Genomic DNA, 19,006 nt, shown 5'->3' with positions numbered 1-19,006 from the left:
GGCTACGTCAGGCTGGTTTCGCCGAGCTGCACCAGGCTGCCGGCGTACAGCAGCGGGCTGGTCTCGCCCTCAGGGGTCTGGCCGCCGAAAAGGCGCCAGGGGCCAGCGTGATCAGCGTCCGACACCTCGCCGCCGGCGAGCAGCGTGCCATCGGCTGCATGCCAGTCTGCCCAACGCGGGATGCCTGTGGCCATGACCATGGCGCCGGCCGCATCGCGGACGTGCAGCACCAGGGTGCCGTTGACCACCGTGGCGCTGGGCCTGGCCAGCACGACCTCGGCCTGTTGAACCCCTCGGCTGCCGAGGAAGTCGGCCGGCACCTCGAGGTAGATGCGCACGCGGGCGTTGCCAGTGCCCACGTCCGAGCGCGTGGCCGTGGCCTGCAGCTGCGCCAGTGCCATGGCGGGGCCGATCTCCCAGATGCCGGCGGTCATGGCGTGGCCCCTGGCAGCAGTCGCTGCGCCGCCACGGCCCGGAAATTGCCCGCCGCGTCCTCGGCCAGCGCGAGGAATTCCTGCCGCACATCGAGCCCATCGAACGAGTAATCGCCGGTGTCGGGGTCGCTCCACGTCTCGCGGACCAGCAGCTTGCTGCGCTGGTGCAGCAGCACCACGCGCGCCTTCGTGGGCAGATTGCTGGGCGTGGCCTTAGTCTTGGTGGTTCCGAAAATCCGGCCGGGCCCGCCGAACTGCGTGTCGACGGCCCGCACGCGCGAGACGCGGGCGGAGAACGCACTGAGCGGAGCCGACACGACCACCGAGGTACGGGCTGCGCGCGACCGAGGCCGAGCGCGTGCCGCCGACATAGCACCGTTGAGGACGGCCGACCAAGACTGATCCGCCACGTAAGGGCTGGCAATCTCCCCTGTTATCTGCCACCGGCCGGCACCATCGCGGCACATGAGCTGCGCGAACTCGATGCCATTGCCGGCGGACTGAAACTGCAGCGCATCGACAGAGACCGGCGCCGCAAAATCGGCAACGATCCGAAAGCCCCCGGGCGACACATCGACCCATGCCGCACCAGCTGCCCCCACATCGGACAAATCGCTGACCGCGCCTTCGGTGGGATCGATGGTCGCCGAGTAGGTCGGAGCGAGCACGGACACCGGGCCTCGCGCAAATTGCCGGCCCGGCCACGCTGTCGTTCCCTGGTAGCGCTGGCCCTTGGTGATGCGCAGCGCTGCGAGCCAGCCGCGCAACCAGCCCGAGCCGCCGCCGGGGTTGGCCAGCAGCGTCGCGGGGCCGGTGGACGCATAGTTGGCCGTGTGCGGCACCGACCACTGCAGCACGCCGTCCAGCAACGCATACAGCACGCCGGCGACACGCCGCCATTCGACATGCGCAAAACGCCCCAGGGGCAACGGCGCGCCGCTGGAGGCCACCGGGACCACGATGCCGTTGTTCCAGGCCTGCAGCGTGCCGAGGTCGCTGATGAAGAACGTGGAGGGAAGCGCGGAGGAGGTTGCGTTGGCGAACAACGCATAGCCGTCACCGGCTGCTGGGATCGCATCGATGCGCACGATGGCCTCCACCGAAAAGTCCCCGCTGCCGAAGGCCAGAGATGCGTGCGCTGGTGTCGTGATCGCCGTGCCTGTGACACACGCCAGCGTGGGATAGCCGTCGTAGGGATTGGCAGGGTCCACCGTCACAGCGGTGGGCGCCAGGGCCTTGCCCGTGGCGTCCACAAGCGCGCCGTCCATGGCATGGACCAGCAGGGACGTGCTGGACCACTGCGGGTCGCCCGTCAACATACGTAGCTCGGCCAGGGCAAGGCCCGGCGCGTTGTAGCCGGCGACGCCGGACAGCACCCATTGAGCAGCGTGCGGCATCAGCGGCTCCAGGGGCCTGTCGCATCGATGAACACAGTACCGCCGCCCTCGCCGCCCAGCGCGGGTGGACCCACGCGCCAAGCCATGAGCTTGCGCCCCAGGAATTCGTCCGTGCCGTCCAGCGTGGTCCCGCTGGTGAATGCGTCGCCGCAATCCTGTATGGGATGCAGCAGGCCAGGCAATGTGCCCCGCATGCCCAGGGCGAACACCTCAAGCTCGCCGGTCATCAGCCCGTTGTTGGGACTGTTGGGGTAGGAGCCCCATGCGTAGCCGCTGGTGCCGGCATAGGTTTCCGTGGCGGGGCCGTTGTGGTGGGCGCCATATCGGGCCGCCGCAATGGACTGGCCCACGCCGGTATGCGAGCGCGCGAGATACATGCCGGCGCGCGCATTACGGCTGGACCAGCCACAGCAACCATCTGGCCGCCAGGTCACGCCGACCTGGTCCGATGCATTGCCCGTGAGCAACCAGCCCCAGGCATCGCCGGACTTGAAGCTTGCAAGGTCTCCGGCATAGAAGAGCGTGTACCGATCCGCATTGCCGCGAGGGGACACGGCGAAGTAGAAACCCCTGCTGTCGGCCCAGACGCGCCAGGGGATCGGCGTGCCGTCGGCGCCATAGGCCTTGGACCAGTACACGCCGCCTGACACATGGCTGTCGAGTGGGATCGGCCCATGGCCGGTCACCGCATCGGTCATGGACTCATAGCCGCGCAGGCGCGCATTGGTCGTGCCGGCATCATCGATTCGCAGCACGCAACCGGTTGCCTCCACAGCCGAGGGCTTGACCACCAGCACATTGGCTACCGTGCCTGCGAACAGCTCCTGCCATCCGGCAGGCGCCATGCGGCTGGTGATGGTGCCTGTGGCCGCCCCGTCCGCCACGTCCGCTGCGGTATAGGTGACGCTGTTGGCCGTGGTCGCCAGGATCAGCTTGTCGCCGTTCAGTCCTGCGGGCGTCGCGCCAGCGATGCGCGCGACGGTTCCCGCCCGGAAAGGATGGGAGGCCGAATACGTGGCCTTGGCGACGCCGGCGGTGACCACCAGCGACACGACAACGCCTGCGCCGAAGCCATCGACCAGGCAGGCTTTGAGGACCGTCGCCAGCGCGCCGGCCGTGCCGGACAGCACCGGGGCGCCGGCCTGGGTGGAATCAAACGTGTAGATCATGGGCTACCTCGGGATCAGATGGTCTGGGGATTGGTGGGTGGGCGGTCGACGTCGCCGCGCGTGAGCAGCTCGAAGGCGTGGTCGGTGCCCGCCGCCTCGCTGGGCTGCACGGTGCGGATGGCCGCAAAGGGCTGCATGGCACCCACGGTGTTGATGCGCAACACGTTGCCGGCGGCCCAGCCCTGGCCCCAGCCGATGGCGCGCACAGTGAAGTACGGCGCGGCGCTGATGGGGTTGATGGGCGCGAAGTCGGTATTGATCGAGCCCGAGCCGATGTTGCCCACGTCCTGGCCGATGCACTCGAAGTTGGTCGTGTCTTTGAAGCGCAGCATCCAGCGCTGCGGGATGGCCCCGGCATTGGTCACTTGGATAGGCGCCACGGTGTCGTTGTAGCTGGCCAGGGCCTCGGCGCCGTCGACTGTGTCCTGCCAGCGGCCGGTCCAGGTGTTCTGGTCAAACAGATGGCTCACCCGGGCGCGCAGCGTGCCCGACATGAGGGCATTGCTGACGATGGAGCCCACGGGGAATTCGTGGCTCAGCGACTTGGTAAGGGTGATGGCTCCGCTGATCTGCACGTCCGACGCCCTGGCCATCTCTTCGATTCGGTGGAACACGCGCACGGGCTGCACCCAGCCCGTCGTATCCTGCACGCTGACCAGGCCGGCGTCGAGGTCCACGGTCCAGCCCTGGTGGATCAGCTTGCTGTCAGCGCCCACCAAGTACACGCGCGAGAGCCGGGTGCGACCGCAGTTGAGGGTCTGGCCGTTGGTGAGCTGGGCGGGGCCGATCTTGCCCGTGTGGCCGATCACCAGGTAGCCGCCCACCCGGTAGATAGGCACGCGGCCATCTTGCGGCAGGCGCACCGGGTCCAGGCCGATGACGGTCTCGTCCAGCGGCAAGTAGAAATAGCTGACGCTGTTGTAGCGCAGCGTGGTCGGGTCCACGGGCCAGGGGCGCCAGATCTTGTCCGGCTGCACGGCGCCCACGTCGTCGGCCGAGTACCACCACTCGGCCTTCTGCGCGGCCGTCAGCGAGGTGTCGAGGACGTAGTCACCAAACTGCAGCTCCACCACGCCGGTCTGGTAGTCGATGCGCCCGCGCAGGTGATCGCCCGTGATCAGCCCGTCGATACCGGCGATGGCCGTGATCTGGGCGCCGGTGGCATCGGACAGGTTCATGACGAAACCCGAAGGCTTGACCGGCGAAGCTGCGGTACGCATGAAGATGCTGGCCGTGGTCCAGTTCTGGCGCACGGTCCACAGGCTCTCGACGGCGAAATCGGTGGGCGAGCCGCCCACGACATAGTCCGTGATGCGCGCGACTCCACTGGAATAGTCCAGGGCGCCCGCGACGATGCCCGGGCTGATTGCAGTGCGGCCCCGCACAAGCACTCCGTCGTAGTCCTCATACACCTGGCCCATCCACCGGAATCGCACGCTGTTGGGCACGATGTAGTCGGTGGTGTAGGGGCACAAGTCCAGCGTGAGCGGCTCGGGCGTGTAGCTCATCACGTGGTGTTGCGGGGAAGCAAAGCCCTCGGCATACGTCAGTGTGACGGTGCTGGCCGCCAGGATCTCTTCGCTGACCGAGGTGTCGCTGCGCTCGCCGCCCTTGGACGACGAGCTGCTCGAACCAGGGTCGCCTCCGCCGCCGGACATCGAAGTGGACTCGAAGGTCTTGGCGTCCTCAAAATCGCTGTTGTAGCCTTCGGTCTTGCTGTCCAGCTGCACGAAGCGCACGTTGGCGAACTTGCCCGCGTAGCTGATCGTCCCATCCGGGCCGAACGAGCCATGGCCATCGTCGGTCAGCAGATGGCGCACTGTGTCCTGCGTCTTGCTGGTCTGGTAGCTGGTCCTGCTATGGCTGGAGGTCGACGTGGCTGTCGAGTTGGTATTGGTTGTCGTCGTGACGACGGCTGCGGCCATCCCGGTCATGATCCGTTACTCCCATTGGTGATGGATGAACCCCAGCGCCTGTAGGTGGTGCCCCCGATGCTGATCTGCCCTTGCGCATAGTCCCCCTCGGACCAGGTGACGCCCGTGGCATCGGGCACGGGGTAGTGGTAGCCGTCCGGCGCATATGCAGCGGTCACTTCGATGTAGACGGCCTCCTGCGTCAGCACTCGCGTGCCGCCTGGGGCCATGTACTTGGCATAGATGTCGTTGCCTGGCAGCGGCACGCGGCTGGTCGTTGCCGGCGGCGCCACGGGCGGCACCTGGGGCATGTAGCTCACCTTGCTGGTGTTGCCGGTGTTCTTGCCGGCCGCCGTCCCCGCCGATGACGCGCCCGAGCTGGCCGACAGATTGCGCACCGTGATCCAGCCGATGGACACCGACCCGGCCGCAGGTTCGGTGTCGAAGTTGACCGTGGCGAAGCCGCCCGCATCGGGGGTCACGACCACGTTCTTTTCGATGATGTTCGCGTAGTCGTATTCGATGGCGAACTGGCCGCCAGCATCGATCATGAACTTGGGGCGCAGCAGCAGCGCGCCCGAGGCATAGTTGATCTCGCCCGTGGCATCGCCCTGCAGCTGTCCATCGTTGTCGGTGGCCGTGCGCAGCACACCGGCCGACTGCCACTTGATCGACAGCGTGCCACGCTTGATGCCCCGGTGGTCCAGGCGCAGCGCATGCTCGGGCAGCCGCCAGCCCGTGGCGCCCGAACGATTCACGAACGCGCTTGCTTCGCCCCACTGGAAGATGATGCTGGAACTGTCATCAGGCAGCTCCGGCAGCGTGACCGAGATGGAGCCGTTGGTGTAGTTGACCGTGCCCACGGCGCCGCCCGTCAGCTCACCCTGCCCGTTGTCCGTGGCCGTGTACCAGATGCCCAGGATCTGGAACGACACGGCCACGGTGTTGGGCGCGGGAAAGGGCCGCAGGATGTGCACCCATGAGTAGCCCCGGTTCTCTTGGCTCACGCGGATGCGCCGCGTGTGGGGCGCAGCGGCCACCTTGATGTCGCGCGGCGCCGTGGCCAGGGTCAGCTGCCGCACGCCGGCCGGCCGCTGGTCCAGCGCAACGGACTCGGTACGCGAGCTGGGCACCAGCTGGGTGTAGATGCTGGACACGCGCAGGACGTTTTCGCCGAGGGAGACCGCAGCGCTCAGGGTCTGCGCGCCGTAGTAGGTGGCAGCATCAGCGACGGTGGTGTCGCGGATCTTCGTCTTGCCCGGGTCACGAACAAACGTCCGGTTCGGCGGGCTGCCGGCGAAGGCTGTGCGCAGGCGCGGCGTGATCTCGCAGCGGGTGACACTGGCTTGGTAGTCGACATAGCCGCCGGACACGGAATACGTAAAACTCTGCGTCTCGGTCTCGACCCGTAGCACACGCACGTACTGCAGCACCTCGTTTGCAGCCCCCTCGTTTGCCACCAGCACCAAGGTGCGGCCGATGGTGGGTGCGGGGGTGCCGGGCCGGTGGAAGATGTGGATGGCGGCCTGTCCCTGAACGTGGTTCTCGAGCAGGTAGCCGTTCCATTCCGGCGCAGGGATCAGATAGCTGGCGATGGCCGCAGCGATCTCGGTGCGCCGGTCGAAGGCCCCGCAAGGCACCAGCGTCACGCTGACGTTGGGGTCCGTGGGCATGCCCGACAGGATCACGTTAGCGTCCAGCAGCGCCTCTGTATTCGGGGTTCGCACGGCAGAGAAAAGCTGCCGGATGCTGGCGTCGCCGCCGGCACGGTCCACCTCGGTCACATCGGGGAACACGCCATTGCTGACGCCCCACTCGATCACGTTGCCCGAGGGACCGCCGCCGCCCTCGGGCACGTCGTCCATCACCTTGCTGGCGAGCAGCACGATGTCGCCGTCTTTGATAGTCATGTACTTGTCCTCATACGGTGATCAGGCGCACCGTCGCCACATAGGGGTGTGCAGCAACAGGCAACTCCGGCCGGCCGATAGGCTTTGCGGTGATAGGTTGCGAACCTGAAAATTGAACGTTCAAGGTGCGCCCGTCAGCCAGACGGAGCTCGTAGGTCTGGCCCAGGTCATCCGCCATTTCCATCAGTGCCAGCAAAGTGGCCCTGCGTATCCACCCTTGGGACTCCTCGCCCTCAAGAGTGACGGGCCTGCCGGCCACAATCGCAGCCTCGTCAACGAGCAAGGCGCCCGTGATGCTGCGTTCGCTGCTCCTGGCCACAGAGGTCCAATCGAACTCATCGACCCAGATCATTCCGGAGGGCAGCGGCAATGCGCCGAGGGTGTGGTTTGTGGTTGCCATGTTCACTGCCCCGCAAGCGCCTTGCTGCGCTCGAGTTCATCCAGCAAGCGCTCAAGCGCGGCTTCTCCGGCTGCGTCAGTGTTGACGGCACCCAGCGCCCGCCCGTTGATGTTGAGGTTGATCGTGCGAGTGGTGGAGGTCGTGCCGCCGGCTTGGCCGGATGACGCCTTGCCTGTGGCACTGGCCTGCTTGAGCTTGATCGCCTTTTCCGCCTCGGAAACGGCGAACTGCGTGAGGTCATATTGGTAGTTGCCAAGCGCTCCGCTGCTCTTGACCGAGAACGGGTTCATCTCCCCGTATTGGCGCTTCCATTCTTCGTTCCAGGCCCGAAGCTCTTCTACGGTCTCGAAAGCCGGCACCAAGTTGCTGATGGCATTTGTCTGACCTTGCGTCTTGGTGATGCTCGAATCAGCCGTGTCCTGATTCTTCTGGGCCTGCACGGCCGCCAGATGCTGGCCAGCCTGGGCCAGTTTGATTGCCGCATCCGCCGTGAAGCCGAAGTCGCTGCCCAGATCTCGCACATACCCGCTGACGCGCCTTGTGGCGTTGCCCACGCGGTCAAGGCTGTCAACCATAGAGCCAGTTGCACTGCGAGTGGCCTTGTCGGTATTGACGACCGCTTTGCCGGCATCGTCCAGTGCAATCGTGTAGCCTTTTGCCGATGCCTCCAGCTTCAGCCATGCAGGAACGATCCCGCCATTGGCAGCAATGGCACGCTCAGCCATCACCTTGAAGGCGTCGGCCATGCGCAGTGCAGACTGCGTGCCGTCCTTCTCCAGCTGGCTGAAAGCGGCCCGGCCTTGGTCGGCCAGGCGCTTGAGTTCCGTTCCAGTGGTCAGGCCCAGGTCGGCATAGGCTTGGTCGATCAGCGCAGTAGCCTCGGCGGCCAACTTCGCAGAGTCGGCCACTCCCCGTTGAGCCTTGTCGATTTCGCGCAGCTTCTCGGCCGCAGCCTGAAGGTTGCCGCTCGCCATCAGTTCGCTGTATTCGGCCCGCAGGCGCTTGACGCTCTCTGCAGCAGCAGTATCCGCAGCTGCCTTGTCCAGAGAGGCCTTTTTGGCTTCAGCGGATTTACGGCCAGTCTCTTCGATTGCAGCGGCGACTTCGCGGAAATTCAGCGATGACTGGCTTGCCGCAGCGCCGGCCTCCTTGGAAGCGCCGATCAGACCGGCAAACCCGGCTCGTGCAGTCTGCGCCGCATCGGCCGTATCCTGCAACGCTTCGGCGGCCTTGTCGCGCATCGCCTGGGCGGCATCGCTGAAACCCTCGGCTGCCAGCACCGCGTCGTCCGCCGCGAGCTTGAACGATTCGGAGAGCTTGCCGAAGGTGACCGTCGCCAGCCCCTGCCGCAGCTTGGACACGCCCGTCATGATGGAGCTGGCCACCTCGGCGAACACGCTGCCCAGGCCGTAGATAACAGTCAGGACGGCATTTGTCCCTGCCGTCATCACGCCCCAGACGGTCTGCAGCGTGTTGCCCGCATTGGTGGCGTACTCCCCGACCTTCGTGAATGCGGCATTCGTCTCGTCGGCAAAGGCCTGGAGCTTCACGCCCACGGCCTGGAAGTCGATGGTCTGCAGGAACTGACGTATGTAGTCGATGCCGTTCTTGAATGCGGTGGCGATGGATTCGCCAAACCGCGTCACCGTGCCATCGGAGACGATGCCCCTCAAGGACAGGGCCAGGTCATCGAAGGCCTGCTTGAGGACAGGCAACACGGGCGTGGCCAGCGCATTGGTGAGGGAGTCCCAGACGCTCGACAGGCCTTTGATGGAGCCGTTGAGGTTGTCGGACATGGTCTTTGCAGTCGCCGCCGCACTGCCCTCGGCCTCACGCAGCTTGCCTGTCAGATCGTCCAGCGCGCCCATGCCCTGGTTGAGCAGCGCGCGCAGTGCGGGCCCGGCCTCAAGGCCCACGGCGTTGATGGCCCGAGCTCCCTCCGGTCCCTTGGCCGCCAGCTGGTGCAGTGCCTTCTCGAAATCAGTGGTGACGATCCCGGCTGCACCCAACTCCTTGCGGAACTGGCTTGCGGGGTTGGCGAACTGGCTCAGGATGGAATTGAGGGCCGTGCCGGCGCGACTGGCATCGATGCCAGCGTCAGCGAACTTGCCGATGATGGCGACGGTGCTTTCCAGGCTGAGGCCCAGCGTGTTGGCCACGGGCGCCGCATAGCTCAGCGCCTGCGCCAGTCCTTCCACGCTGGTGTTGGTTGCGTTCGCACCCTTCGCAAGGACGTCGGCAACCCTACCTGCATCCTGGAACGAAAGGCCCATGCCCATGACGGCCTTGGTCACGAACTCGGCCGACTGGCCCAGAGCGAGGTCGCCAGCCTGGGCCAGCGACAACACAGCGGGCAGCGCAGCTATAGCGTCGTTGGCACTCAGGCCGGCCTTGGCAAGGTTCTCCAACGCCGCAGCGGCCTCGACGCTGGTGTACTTGGTGTTTGCCCCAGCGTCCTCTGCAGCCTTTCTCAGGGCCGCCATTTCCTCGGCCGTGCCGTCTGTTGCCGCCTTCACGCGGCTCATGGCCTCCTCGAAATCTGCGGCACCCTTTACCGCACCAGCAAAGGCGGTCACGCCGAAATAGCTGAGCAAAGCCGCGCCCACAGTGACGATCATGGTCTGCAGACGCCCGAACACCGCCGAGGCGTTGTCCTTGGCGTTGATGATGATCTCGATGGGCTTGAAGGCCATGGTGTGCTGGTGAGGCTGGTGGGGGTGGGGCTCGATGGTTGGCGCTGCGTCCTTGGCAAGCCGCAGGGCCAACCACCCGGCAGGCGCCGGGTGGAGGTTGAGGGTCAGGGCATGGAGATCGGCCTGCCGTCGCAGTAAACGGCCTCGGCATTGGCTGGCTTGAGCACTTCCAGGCCCATCTCCATGCTCACGGGGTCAGTGCCTTCGGCGATCAGGGCCAAATCCCCATTGGGAGAGAGGGTGACCTTGGGCAGATACCAGTCCCGGTTTCCGCCTGCAGCGTTGTTCGACACGATGCGGAGCGCGCCGGAGAGCTCAGCCTTGGCGCCCGAGGCCACCGACTCGAACCGACCGGCCACGGGCTTGTAGCCGAACATCACCTTTCCCGCCGGGATGCCGCCTGTCTCGAGCTCCAGGATCTGCACGCGGCCAGTTTCGGTATCGACGTTGAAGTGCACGCCCGCATCGAAATCGGTCTGACCGTCCTCGCTCTTGACGGTCACCTCTGTCACGTTGCGCACGCCCAGTGGATTCGCCGGGGTGGCCCCCAGTTGATACTGGCGGCCGGGCAACACCGAGCGGACTTCGCCAGCCACAGCAACCGCCGCCTGCTGCTTGATCGAGTGGGTGCCAGACAGCCACAGTGCGGCATTGCGGGGCGAGAAGTTGTCGCAGGTGACCGAGCCCGTGCGGTTGATCTGCACGACCCAGCTGCCGTCCTTTTCACGCAGGCCTGTCTGGCTGCTGAAGTGCTCGGCCTTTTCGCTGGCAACAGTGATCTTGATGTCCGGGCAGTTGCCCAGATCGATCTCGCCGGTCAAGGCTTCATTGGCATCGAAGGGGTCGAAGTAGGCCCGGCCACGCGGGATCAGGTACTGGTTGGAGGTGTGCTGGATAGGCATTGCGGGTGATCCTTGAAAATGGTTTGTCAGGTCTGGCCGGGCACCAGGGTCGTCGTGGTGAAGGAGATCTCGAAGCCGGCCAGGCCCGAATCGCTGAAGGCCGCTTCGCGGACATTGGCGAACTGCAGCTCGGTCCATTCCTGCCCGGCCACACTCCCCGGCCGCCAGTTGTGCAAGGCCCCCAAGGCGGCGCGCATGGCCGCGCCAAGTTGCCCGGCTGCGCTGTCGCTCCGGGGGACGACAAGACCCACCGTCCAAACGAATTGCAGCTGGGAAACCGTGCGCCGCTCAGCAGCGCCATTGGCACCGCTCATGCGTACATCGGCACCTGGCACCAGGGTGCGATTGGCGGCGTCGGTGCCTCCGCTGATCCGCCAGCCAGTGAAGGCCGGCAGTGCAGCCAGGCGCTGGGCTAGAACGGGTTCAAGCTCCAGCATCAGGCACCTCCCTGGGGCATCACGGCGAACGTGGCCCAGCCTCCGGCATCGGGGATGACCGGGCTGGACACGATGTAGGGTTGGCCATCCACCACCAGGCCTCTCTCGCCTTCGGCAATGCCTGGCGCGTTGGCCACGCACATGGACACGGTCAAGCGAACTGCCGAGACGGTTTCCGGCATGTAGTCCTCGTCGTCACGATCGAAGAGCACGCCAAACCTGGACCCGCCTTGCCATGTGGCAATCGCATTGGACAGACGCTGCTGCACGGCGGCGCCCAGCCTTGACTGCGCCGCAGCGAAGGGCGCGAGGTTCGGCGTGGCAGACATCATGCGGCCACCGTTCCGGGCACGCCCGTGAACTTGACGTCCACCCATTCGGCCGCCTGAGCAGCCGAAGCCCAGGCGACAGCAGCGGGCCCGGATACATCGCCTGCAGCAGTTGCGCCGACAGAGAACGCTTGGGAAGCCTTCTTGAACACGAGAGCCACGCCCTGGCCAATGGCCGCGCCGGCAACCTTGGGCACGCGAAAGACACCATCGACTGCCACAGAGCCAGTGGCTCCCGGCGCAATATTGACCAGGGCAACACCCAGGGTGCTGCCAGAGACCACGACATCTCCGCTGTTCACGATTTCCGCGCCTGTATTGACGTAGTCCATCACCCGGCCGGGTGCAATGTGGTTGTTTGCCATTTGCCGCTACTCCTTTGATAGCAATGCGCTCAGGCGCCTGCGTTGGTGGCGATACCGCGCCAGTCATGGGCACCGACGCCGTAGTCAAGGCGCACCTTGAAGCGAGTGCCGTCGGTGGTGAAGGCGGATTCCTGCTCAAGAAAAGGCGTATCCACGCCGTCGAGGAAAGCCACTTCGATGGCTGCTGCCTCGTTCGGATCGGTGAGCGCGTAGTGGCGTGTGCCTTCCAGACGAGGAGAACCCACGATGTCCCGGAAGAGGCCCAGGCTGATGTTTGGCGTCATGGCGTTTTTGGAGGTGCTCGGCTCGTACTGGGCCTGGTTCACCAGCTTTGCAAGCGCCTCCAGGCCGAGCGGGCCCAGCCACACTGCGGGCAGGAGGTTGAGAAAATCGTTCTTGCTGATGTCCTTGTGCTTGGCCATGAGCACGCGGAAGTCTTGGAACGACTGGGTAGTCGGCCCGGCCGGTGCAGTCACCACGTTGCCGTGGTCAGAGTGCAGCAGGGTTTTGCCGTCGTCCATCGTGGGGCCCATGCCGTCGTTTTCGGCCAGCAGCTTGTAGACATCCGTTTCAACGGTACGGGCGGCACTGCGGCCCATGGCTGCGGCTTGATCAGTGAGAGCACCCAGGTCATCGTTGATCACCATCTCGCGGCTGAGATTGATGATGTAGCCCTTGGTTGCCGCCGCAATGCTGGACTTTTCACCATCGGGGATGGCGATGGATTTGTACTCGCCCAGTTCATTTTTGGGCTGCAGGTTGCCCAGGGAGCCAGCGCGCAGCCGGTGATGCGCGCGGAAGTCGGACACAGAGCCGCGCTTGCAAAAGCGCTGCCAGGTCAGGGCCTGCACCGAGTAGGCCGACAGCAGCGTGCGATGGATCGCATCCGTGAGCAGGATGGGGAAATCGCTGGTCGACTGGGTGAAAGCTGCGGCGACGAGGTCGCGCTTGTCCATGCCACGGGCCGACACGCCGATGCGCTCCAGTGATGCCCGTGCCATCTCCACAAGGCTCATGCCCCGGTAGGGATTGCTCGCCTGCGCAGCCACCTGATCCTTGGTGGCATAGCCTGCACGCACCAACAGCGCAGCGACAGCCGCACCACGACGCTTGTCGGTTTCGTCTTCCACCGTGGCAAGGCCTGCCACGGGGGTAGCCTGGGAGCCGAGGTGCGCCAGAAGGCGTGCGCCGGCTGCCTCGGCGGTGATGCCATAGTCATCCTCGCAGGTCTGCTGCAGCGCAACCACCCCTGGGCGGTCGGAGAAAGCGGCGAATGCTGTGCGAATGGACTGGCGCCGCGTCTGGTCGGCGGCCAGCACAGAGGCTGCTTCAGGCGCGGTGGCTACTGCGGGTGCGGCGCTTCCGCCACCTGCAGCAGCGGCGCCGGAAGCGCCAATGGCGTTCTGTGGCGAGTGCTTGCGGTTCTTGTTCATGGGTTCCTCTTGAGGAGCGGATGGCGCGGCTGTTGCCGCAGGAGAGCCCACCGTCTGCGCCAAGGCGGACGGCAGGGAGCGATAGCGAGAAATCGGCAGGTCGCGGGATGCGCTGGCCGCAATGGGGTGGGCTTCGGTGACCTCGTCGACAAAGCCAGCGGCCTTGGCCTCGGCCGCCGTGTAGTAGTGGTCCTTGCCATCGGTGAGCAGCGCCAGGGCGCCGTCGTGGTCGTTGGTACGGGCTGCATAGCTGGTCGCCATTGCTGCAGCCCAGGTATCCAGCTGGTCTGCAAGATCGCGCAGCTCGGCCGCGTTGCCAGCGGCATAGGTCCAGGGCGCATGGATCATGAGCATGGCGTTGTCGGCCATATGGACCTTGTCGCCGCCCATGGCAATCAAGCTGGCGATGGAGAAGGCCATGCCATCCACTTCGACAGTGACGGTGGCCTTGTGACGCCGCATGGCGTTGTAGATGGCCAAGCCATCCGGCACGCTGCCGCCCACGCTGTTGATGCGCACGGTGATCGCTTCAACGTCCAGCGCCTGCAGTTCGGCCACGAAATCCCGGGCGCTGACGGTTTCATCCCACCAGCTCTCACCGATGTCGCCATAGATGAAGATTTCAGCGGCAGCCAGCGTGCCGGCTGCAGCAGCGGCCATTGCGCTCTTGCGCCGGATCGCGTACCACTTCTGGGTTGTGCTCATGTGAAACTGCCTGCATTCGTTGAGCCCAAACAGGGCGAATGCAGGCAGTTTCTTTTTCTAGGCGTCCCATTTCTTGCCGAGAAATGGGACTATTTGCAGAGTTGTGGATGTCAGGTGTCTGGCGTGACCTTGACCCCCTCCTCCTGGTCGGGATCCTCGCTGCCATCGGGAGTCAACGGTGCTGCCCGGTCATCCGCAGGATTCGAAGCCATGCGGAGTCCCCTCTCTGCGGCATCACGCCGGAACTGTTGGATCTGGTCCAACGTCTCCCGAGGATTGCCGCCCCGGCGCCGGATGACCTCAACCTCGCTGGCAAACCCTCCGCGCACCAGCTTCTCCCAGGCGTTTGCCTCCTTGAGTGGATCGATCCAGGGCATGGCCTGGCCGATCAGCAAGCACTCTGCCTCTGTCCCCGGTTCGACATCCTTGGGGATTGGCAAGACGTTGCTCAAGTGCGCAACACGTACCAGGGTTTCCCAAACCGGCAGGCTGAACTGGCCCGCAAAGTCGTCGGCCAGCACCGCATAGTGCACCCATTGCTCCACCAGCTCTTGGCGCAACGCGCTGTATGTTCCGCTGTAGTCACGACTGATGCTGCTGTAGCTGGCACCGATCCCCGCCGCATAGGCCCGCAACTGGCCGCTGCGCCAGGCTACCAGGTTGGGGTTGGGCCGATTGGTGTCGATGAGCCCGATCTCTTCGCCCACCATCAGGTCGTCAAAGATCATTCCCGGTTGCATGCGCATTTCACGCGGGATCGGCCTGCCATCTTCGTCTTTCTCGCGCTTATCTTGTTCGGTATCAAAGCCGTCCGTACCCGCATTGCGCTTCACGTATGCCGCCATGGACGCGGCGATTTTGGCGGCAATTCGCTCACTTTCCTCGTAGTCCTTGAGATCTTCGACACGATTAAGGACACTGGCGAATTCACTTATCCCGCGCCATTGGTGGAGACGATCCATGGTCGAAACATGCAGCATATTTGCCGCCGGGATGCTTTTGAGATCTGTCGGGGAGATCCACGCCCCAGCCTCACGGGGGTCTCGTCGGAAGACGTGGTAATTCACAGGCCGGCCCCAGTCATTGACCTGTATGCCTTGGCGGATCTTGCGGTTCAGGTCGCTGTACTCCAGCGGCACGAAATCCGCCTCCAGCAATTCAATGCTGAACGGCACCGATCCGGCATGCCTGAGCCCGGCGACTTCCCCTATAACCAGTTGGGAGAACATCTCGCCATCGCGTATCCAGCTGTAGGCCGACATGCGCTCGGCCTGGGCCCAATGCATGCGGCCCGTGACTTCTGGCCGCCGACACCACTGTCGCCGCAACCGCCGCAGCTGTTCGGCATATTCCGTGTGTATCGAGCCATCGCGTCGCCGCGGCTGCGGTTCGATACCGATGCCATTGGGACCGACCACATTGTTGACGAGGGTCCGCAGCGCACCCCGGGTCAGGTCGTGATTCCGCTCCAGGTAGCGGGCATGGTTGCGCAGGGCACCAGCGCTGCGCTCCACCAGGCTATTGGGCGATGGGTTGATGTTGCGGTGCTTGCGCAGCCGGGTGGGTTGAGCGGCCTCATAGTGGGCGAGCACATTGCGTGCCTGAGCACGGCGCACGCCATCCACGGGAGACCACCAGCCAACGAGTCGATCAATCAGGTTCAGGGTCATGGTGGGCTTTCATTCCCGATCAAAACTGGCGAGGCCGTAGCTCCGGCCTGCAAAGGCGGCAGTCCCAGCACCGCTTTGCTGCCGAAGCAGCCGGGCAATGTGGGCGCGCGCCTTGAGCATCTGGTCGGTGGTTTGGTAGGTGTGTGTCCGTCCCCTGTACGAGACGGTCAGCTCTCCCGTGGCGATTGCCAGGTCGAGCTGATCAAGATGTTCCTTGGTGATGGCAGTCATGTGCAGCCCCTAGATTGGTGATCGCAAGCTACAGCAATGCCTGTTTCATTTCTTGTCGAAAAATGGGACTTTCGCGCTGGACACGCCAATCCGCGCAGCCCCGGGTCGCCGGCTGATGATGCGATACAGCTGCGTGCGCTTGATGCCGTACTTGGCCATGACGGCCGCCCGGTTCGTTCCATCGAACTCCCGCCTGATTGCCTCGTTCCGCTCCTCCTTGCTTGGCGCTGGGATGTAGATGGCCGCGCCGCGACCACCGATGCGCATGCCCCCATACCGCTTGCGCATCCCTCGCACCAAAGCCTTGGCCAAGGGATAGGCCTGGGCTTCGGGCCAACCCATTTCCTCCCTCACCATCTCGACCAGGTCGTATTCCAGTTGCAAGACAGCATCTGCCGCCTGTGCATCAAGGCATTGGGGTTGTGTGTTCATAGTCGGCTACTCCAATCATCAGAGGCAAAGTGGGATTTCTGTGGCCGGCGTGGTGCAGGCCTCGGCTTGGTGGGCGCTGGCGGGCTGGCGGGTTCGGGCGAAGTGCCGTTCCGTGGGAGCGGAGCGGCGGGCACAAAGGATCCATCCGGCTGCCGCGCAAGCTGTTGCAACAGGTACTTCTCACGCGCGTCCCAATCAACCTCCCGGTGCCGGTGCAGGCGCAGCTCAGGGTGATGGGCTGCGGCATAGCTGTAGCACCAGGTGTCCAGCGGCTCGTTGCGCGCGCCCTTCTTCACCACATAGCGGTTTTTCGAGGGGTCGTAGGTCTCCGACACCAAGCCTGCGAAATAGAAGGCATCCAGCTGGTCGCTGAAGTGCGTGACGCGCTCCTCGGGCTTGCGCTCCGCATCCACGCTGAGCCGGCCGAACAGCCAGTCCTTGCAAGACACCGTACCCACCGTGTAGACCCGCACGCCCTTCTTGTCCGTCCTGCCCTTGTGGGTGACGTCCATCAGCTTGGGCTTGCTGAGCACGGGCGCGTTGTTGGCGATGGCTCCATGGATGGACATGGGCCGGCGCACCAGGGCCTGGCGGATGTAGTTCTTGACCTCGTCGGTGCGGTGGCCGCCCTGGTCCTGGGCCATGGCCTCCACGCGCAGCAGCACGCCGTCCACGCGCTGAATGGCCTTGTTGAGTGCCTCGGTCAAGGCCGCCCACACGGCGCCCTCGGCGGGGTCGCCTGGCAGCTCGAAGTAGTCCAGCGTCCAGAAGGCCATGCCGCGGCCCCAGCCGGTCAGGTGCACAGCCAGCCGGTCGTCCTGCGTGTCCACGCCCGCCGTGACGTAGAGCACACCACGGGGCGCAACGCGCAGCACGTAGGGCTCGGCCCGCTCCTGGATGACGTTGTGGCGCACCAGACGCATGGACTTGTCCTCCCAGGGCTCGGCCAGGCGGTCATTCACAAACGTCTTGAGCCGGGCCGGGTCGCCCTGCACGTCGAGCCACATCTCCACCAGGGTGGCCCAGGTCGGGCCCAGGCCAAACTGGTAGTACAGGCAGTTGATGTGGTAGCCGCGGATCTTGCTGTCGGGGTTCTCGGCGACCCAGCGGCCGGCGGCGATCATGGCCGTCTTGTGGTGCTCATCGATGCAGCAGCCGTTTTCCTCGCAGACATACCAGACCTTGGACCGATCAGGGCTCCAGTGCAGGCCCGACCATTTCAGGGGCTGCATGTGGCTGCAGTGCGGGCACGGGACGTGGTAGCGGCGCTGGTCGGACTTGAGGTACTTGGCCTCGATGCGGCTCAGGCCCCGTACCTGGGGGCTGCTGATGTACACGCGCAGGCCGGTGGCCGGGAAGGCGCTGGTGCGGCCGTCGAACATCTCGACAGGGTCGTCGCCGCCCTTCCAGTTGGCCGCGATCTCATCGAGCTCGTCGACCAACAGCTTGCGGATCGAGGAGGACTTGGCGCGCGAGGGCGAGCCGGCATGCTCCATGTACAGCTGGCCGCCCACGAAGTCCTTGAACTCGCGCGTGTTGCTGGCATCCCGGCTGGCCACGCTGCGCAGCGCCCCGCGCACCGCGTCGCATTCCTCGATCATGGGGTTCAACTTCTGGTTGACCCATTTGTTCATCGAGACTTCGCCGGGCAGCACGACCATCACCGGGCACGGGTCGTCGGTCATGGTGTGGCCCAGGATGTTGACCTCCACCTCGGTCTTGCCGAACTGGATGGGGAACATCAAGACGATTTCATGCACCCCGGACTTGGGCGATGCGCAGTCCATGGGCTCGCGCAGCGGCGGGTTGCGGCTGGTGCGCCATTGCCCGGTAATCGCGCTGCCCTTGCCCGAGAGCTTGCGCTCTGCATCCGCCCACTGGCTGACGGACCGGCGCTTGCGTGGCCCTATGGTCTTGGCCATGGCGCGCAGCGCGACGCTGGGGCAGCCGATGTTTCGTTGTGCGGCGCTGTTCAAGCGGTCCCCTCTTTCCTGCGCTTGCTGATCTCGGCGGCCAGCTTTTCGACGGCCACGGCCAGCTCGGCCCGGGCCACATCCATCTGGTCTTCCAGGATCCTCACAATCTCCTCGGCAGGCTGCCCCACCAGCATGGGGCCGACGCTGGCGGGCACGGTGTCCAGCACCGCGCCCACGCGCGCCCCCGCGTCCGCGAAGGCACCAAGGGCTTCGTCGGCATCCATGAGCTGGCCCACTTCCTTGAAGTAGGCAATCTCCTCGCGCAGCGCCGAATAGTGCTCACGCTTGGCCTTGCCGTCGTGAAACTTGAAACCGCTGCCCGTCGCACCCGGCTCAGAGACAGCGCTCTCGCTGTCGTCCTCCGGTTCTTCTGGCGCGGAGGCCAGCGCGCCCTGTCTGCCAGCGGCATGGCGGGCGGCCACAGCGGCCCGGCTGGGGTCCTTGGTTTCGTTGATCAAGCGGATGGAATCGGCCACGCGCACACGCTTGCCGTCATCGCTCATTACCAGGCGCTGCTCATTCTTGAGCTGCCAGGCGAAGCGGCCCTTGTAGCCCATGTGGCGGTTGAACTCGCCCAGGCTCATTTCTTCAGGATGCATGCGGTGCTCGC

Annotated in this window: 17 protein-coding genes; all 17 read right to left on the bottom strand. The window is 65.1% G+C overall.

What is annotated here, in order from left to right:
• Positions 1 to 2: 2 nt before the first annotated feature.
• Positions 3 to 434, bottom strand: a complete 432-nt coding sequence (locus DA1_RS13760; protein ID WP_034394042.1) for a hypothetical protein — start codon at positions 432 to 434, stop codon at positions 3 to 5.
• Entirely contained in the window at positions 431 to 1,831 is a 1,401-nt protein-coding gene (locus DA1_RS13755) for a LamG-like jellyroll fold domain-containing protein (RefSeq protein WP_051940832.1), read from the bottom strand. Before DA1_RS13755 ends, DA1_RS13760 begins: the two co-directional genes overlap by 4 nt.
• A complete protein-coding gene (locus DA1_RS13750) occupies positions 1,831 to 3,000 on the bottom strand; it encodes a hypothetical protein (RefSeq protein ID WP_034394046.1) in 1,170 nt (389 codons plus the stop codon). Before DA1_RS13750 ends, DA1_RS13755 begins: the two co-directional genes overlap by 1 nt.
• Positions 3,001 to 3,014: 14 nt before the next feature.
• Positions 3,015 to 4,934: a hypothetical protein gene (locus DA1_RS13745; RefSeq protein WP_034394049.1), complete on the bottom strand. Its 1,920-nt coding sequence runs from the start codon at positions 4,932 to 4,934 to the stop codon at positions 3,015 to 3,017.
• A complete protein-coding gene (locus tag DA1_RS13740; protein ID WP_034394052.1) occupies positions 4,931 to 6,823 on the bottom strand; it encodes a hypothetical protein in 1,893 nt (630 codons plus the stop codon). The genes DA1_RS13745 and DA1_RS13740 overlap by 4 nt, the downstream gene beginning before the upstream one ends.
• 10 nt (positions 6,824 to 6,833) lie before the next feature.
• Positions 6,834 to 7,223 (bottom strand): hypothetical protein, encoded by a 390-nt coding sequence (locus DA1_RS13735; protein WP_034394055.1) that lies wholly within the window; start codon positions 7,221 to 7,223, stop codon positions 6,834 to 6,836.
• 2 nt (positions 7,224 to 7,225) lie between these two features.
• Positions 7,226 to 9,916 carry a phage tail tape measure protein gene (locus DA1_RS13730; RefSeq protein ID WP_034394058.1) on the bottom strand — a complete coding sequence of 897 codons (2,691 nt, stop codon included), beginning with the start codon at positions 9,914 to 9,916 and terminating at the stop codon, positions 7,226 to 7,228.
• 104 nt (positions 9,917 to 10,020) lie between these two features.
• The gene (locus DA1_RS13725; RefSeq protein WP_034394062.1) at positions 10,021 to 10,818 is read right to left on the bottom strand and encodes a phage tail tube protein; all 798 of its coding nucleotides are present in this window, start codon (positions 10,816 to 10,818) and stop codon (positions 10,021 to 10,023) included.
• A 26-nt stretch (positions 10,819 to 10,844) separates the two neighbouring features.
• Positions 10,845 to 11,255, bottom strand: a complete 411-nt coding sequence (locus tag DA1_RS13720) for a hypothetical protein (protein ID WP_034394065.1) — start codon at positions 11,253 to 11,255, stop codon at positions 10,845 to 10,847.
• Positions 11,255 to 11,587 carry a hypothetical protein gene (locus DA1_RS13715; RefSeq protein WP_034394068.1) on the bottom strand — a complete coding sequence of 111 codons (333 nt, stop codon included), beginning with the start codon at positions 11,585 to 11,587 and terminating at the stop codon, positions 11,255 to 11,257. The genes DA1_RS13720 and DA1_RS13715 overlap by 1 nt, the downstream gene beginning before the upstream one ends.
• The gene (locus DA1_RS13710) at positions 11,584 to 11,949 is read right to left on the bottom strand and encodes a DUF2190 family protein (protein WP_034394071.1); all 366 of its coding nucleotides are present in this window, start codon (positions 11,947 to 11,949) and stop codon (positions 11,584 to 11,586) included. Before DA1_RS13710 ends, DA1_RS13715 begins: the two co-directional genes overlap by 4 nt.
• Positions 11,950 to 11,978: 29 nt before the next feature.
• Positions 11,979 to 14,087, bottom strand: a complete 2,109-nt coding sequence (locus DA1_RS13705; RefSeq protein WP_034394074.1) for a ClpP-like prohead protease/major capsid protein fusion protein — start codon at positions 14,085 to 14,087, stop codon at positions 11,979 to 11,981.
• A 110-nt stretch (positions 14,088 to 14,197) separates the two neighbouring features.
• Positions 14,198 to 15,757, bottom strand: coding sequence for a phage portal protein (locus DA1_RS13700; RefSeq protein WP_230590853.1), 1,560 nt, complete (start codon positions 15,755 to 15,757; stop codon positions 14,198 to 14,200).
• 9 nt (positions 15,758 to 15,766) lie between these two features.
• Positions 15,767 to 15,988, bottom strand: coding sequence for a phage head-tail joining protein (locus DA1_RS13695; protein ID WP_034394077.1), 222 nt, complete (start codon positions 15,986 to 15,988; stop codon positions 15,767 to 15,769).
• A gap of 45 nt (positions 15,989 to 16,033) precedes the next feature.
• Entirely contained in the window at positions 16,034 to 16,420 is a 387-nt protein-coding gene (locus DA1_RS13690) for a Mor transcription activator family protein (protein ID WP_051940834.1), read from the bottom strand.
• The gene (locus DA1_RS13685) at positions 16,417 to 18,396 is read right to left on the bottom strand and encodes a phage terminase large subunit family protein (RefSeq protein WP_230590855.1); all 1,980 of its coding nucleotides are present in this window, start codon (positions 18,394 to 18,396) and stop codon (positions 16,417 to 16,419) included. The genes DA1_RS13690 and DA1_RS13685 overlap by 4 nt, the downstream gene beginning before the upstream one ends.
• Positions 18,393 to 18,995: a hypothetical protein gene (locus tag DA1_RS13680; protein WP_155294276.1), complete on the bottom strand. Its 603-nt coding sequence runs from the start codon at positions 18,993 to 18,995 to the stop codon at positions 18,393 to 18,395. Before DA1_RS13680 ends, DA1_RS13685 begins: the two co-directional genes overlap by 4 nt.
• Positions 18,996 to 19,006 lie beyond the last annotated feature (11 nt).

Source organism: Delftia acidovorans NBRC 14950 (genome assembly GCF_001598795.1).
GTDB lineage: Bacteria > Pseudomonadota > Gammaproteobacteria > Burkholderiales > Burkholderiaceae_C > Comamonas > Comamonas acidovorans.
Note: the sequence above shows the minus strand (reverse complement) of the source record. Positions and strands in the feature narration are given on the sequence as shown.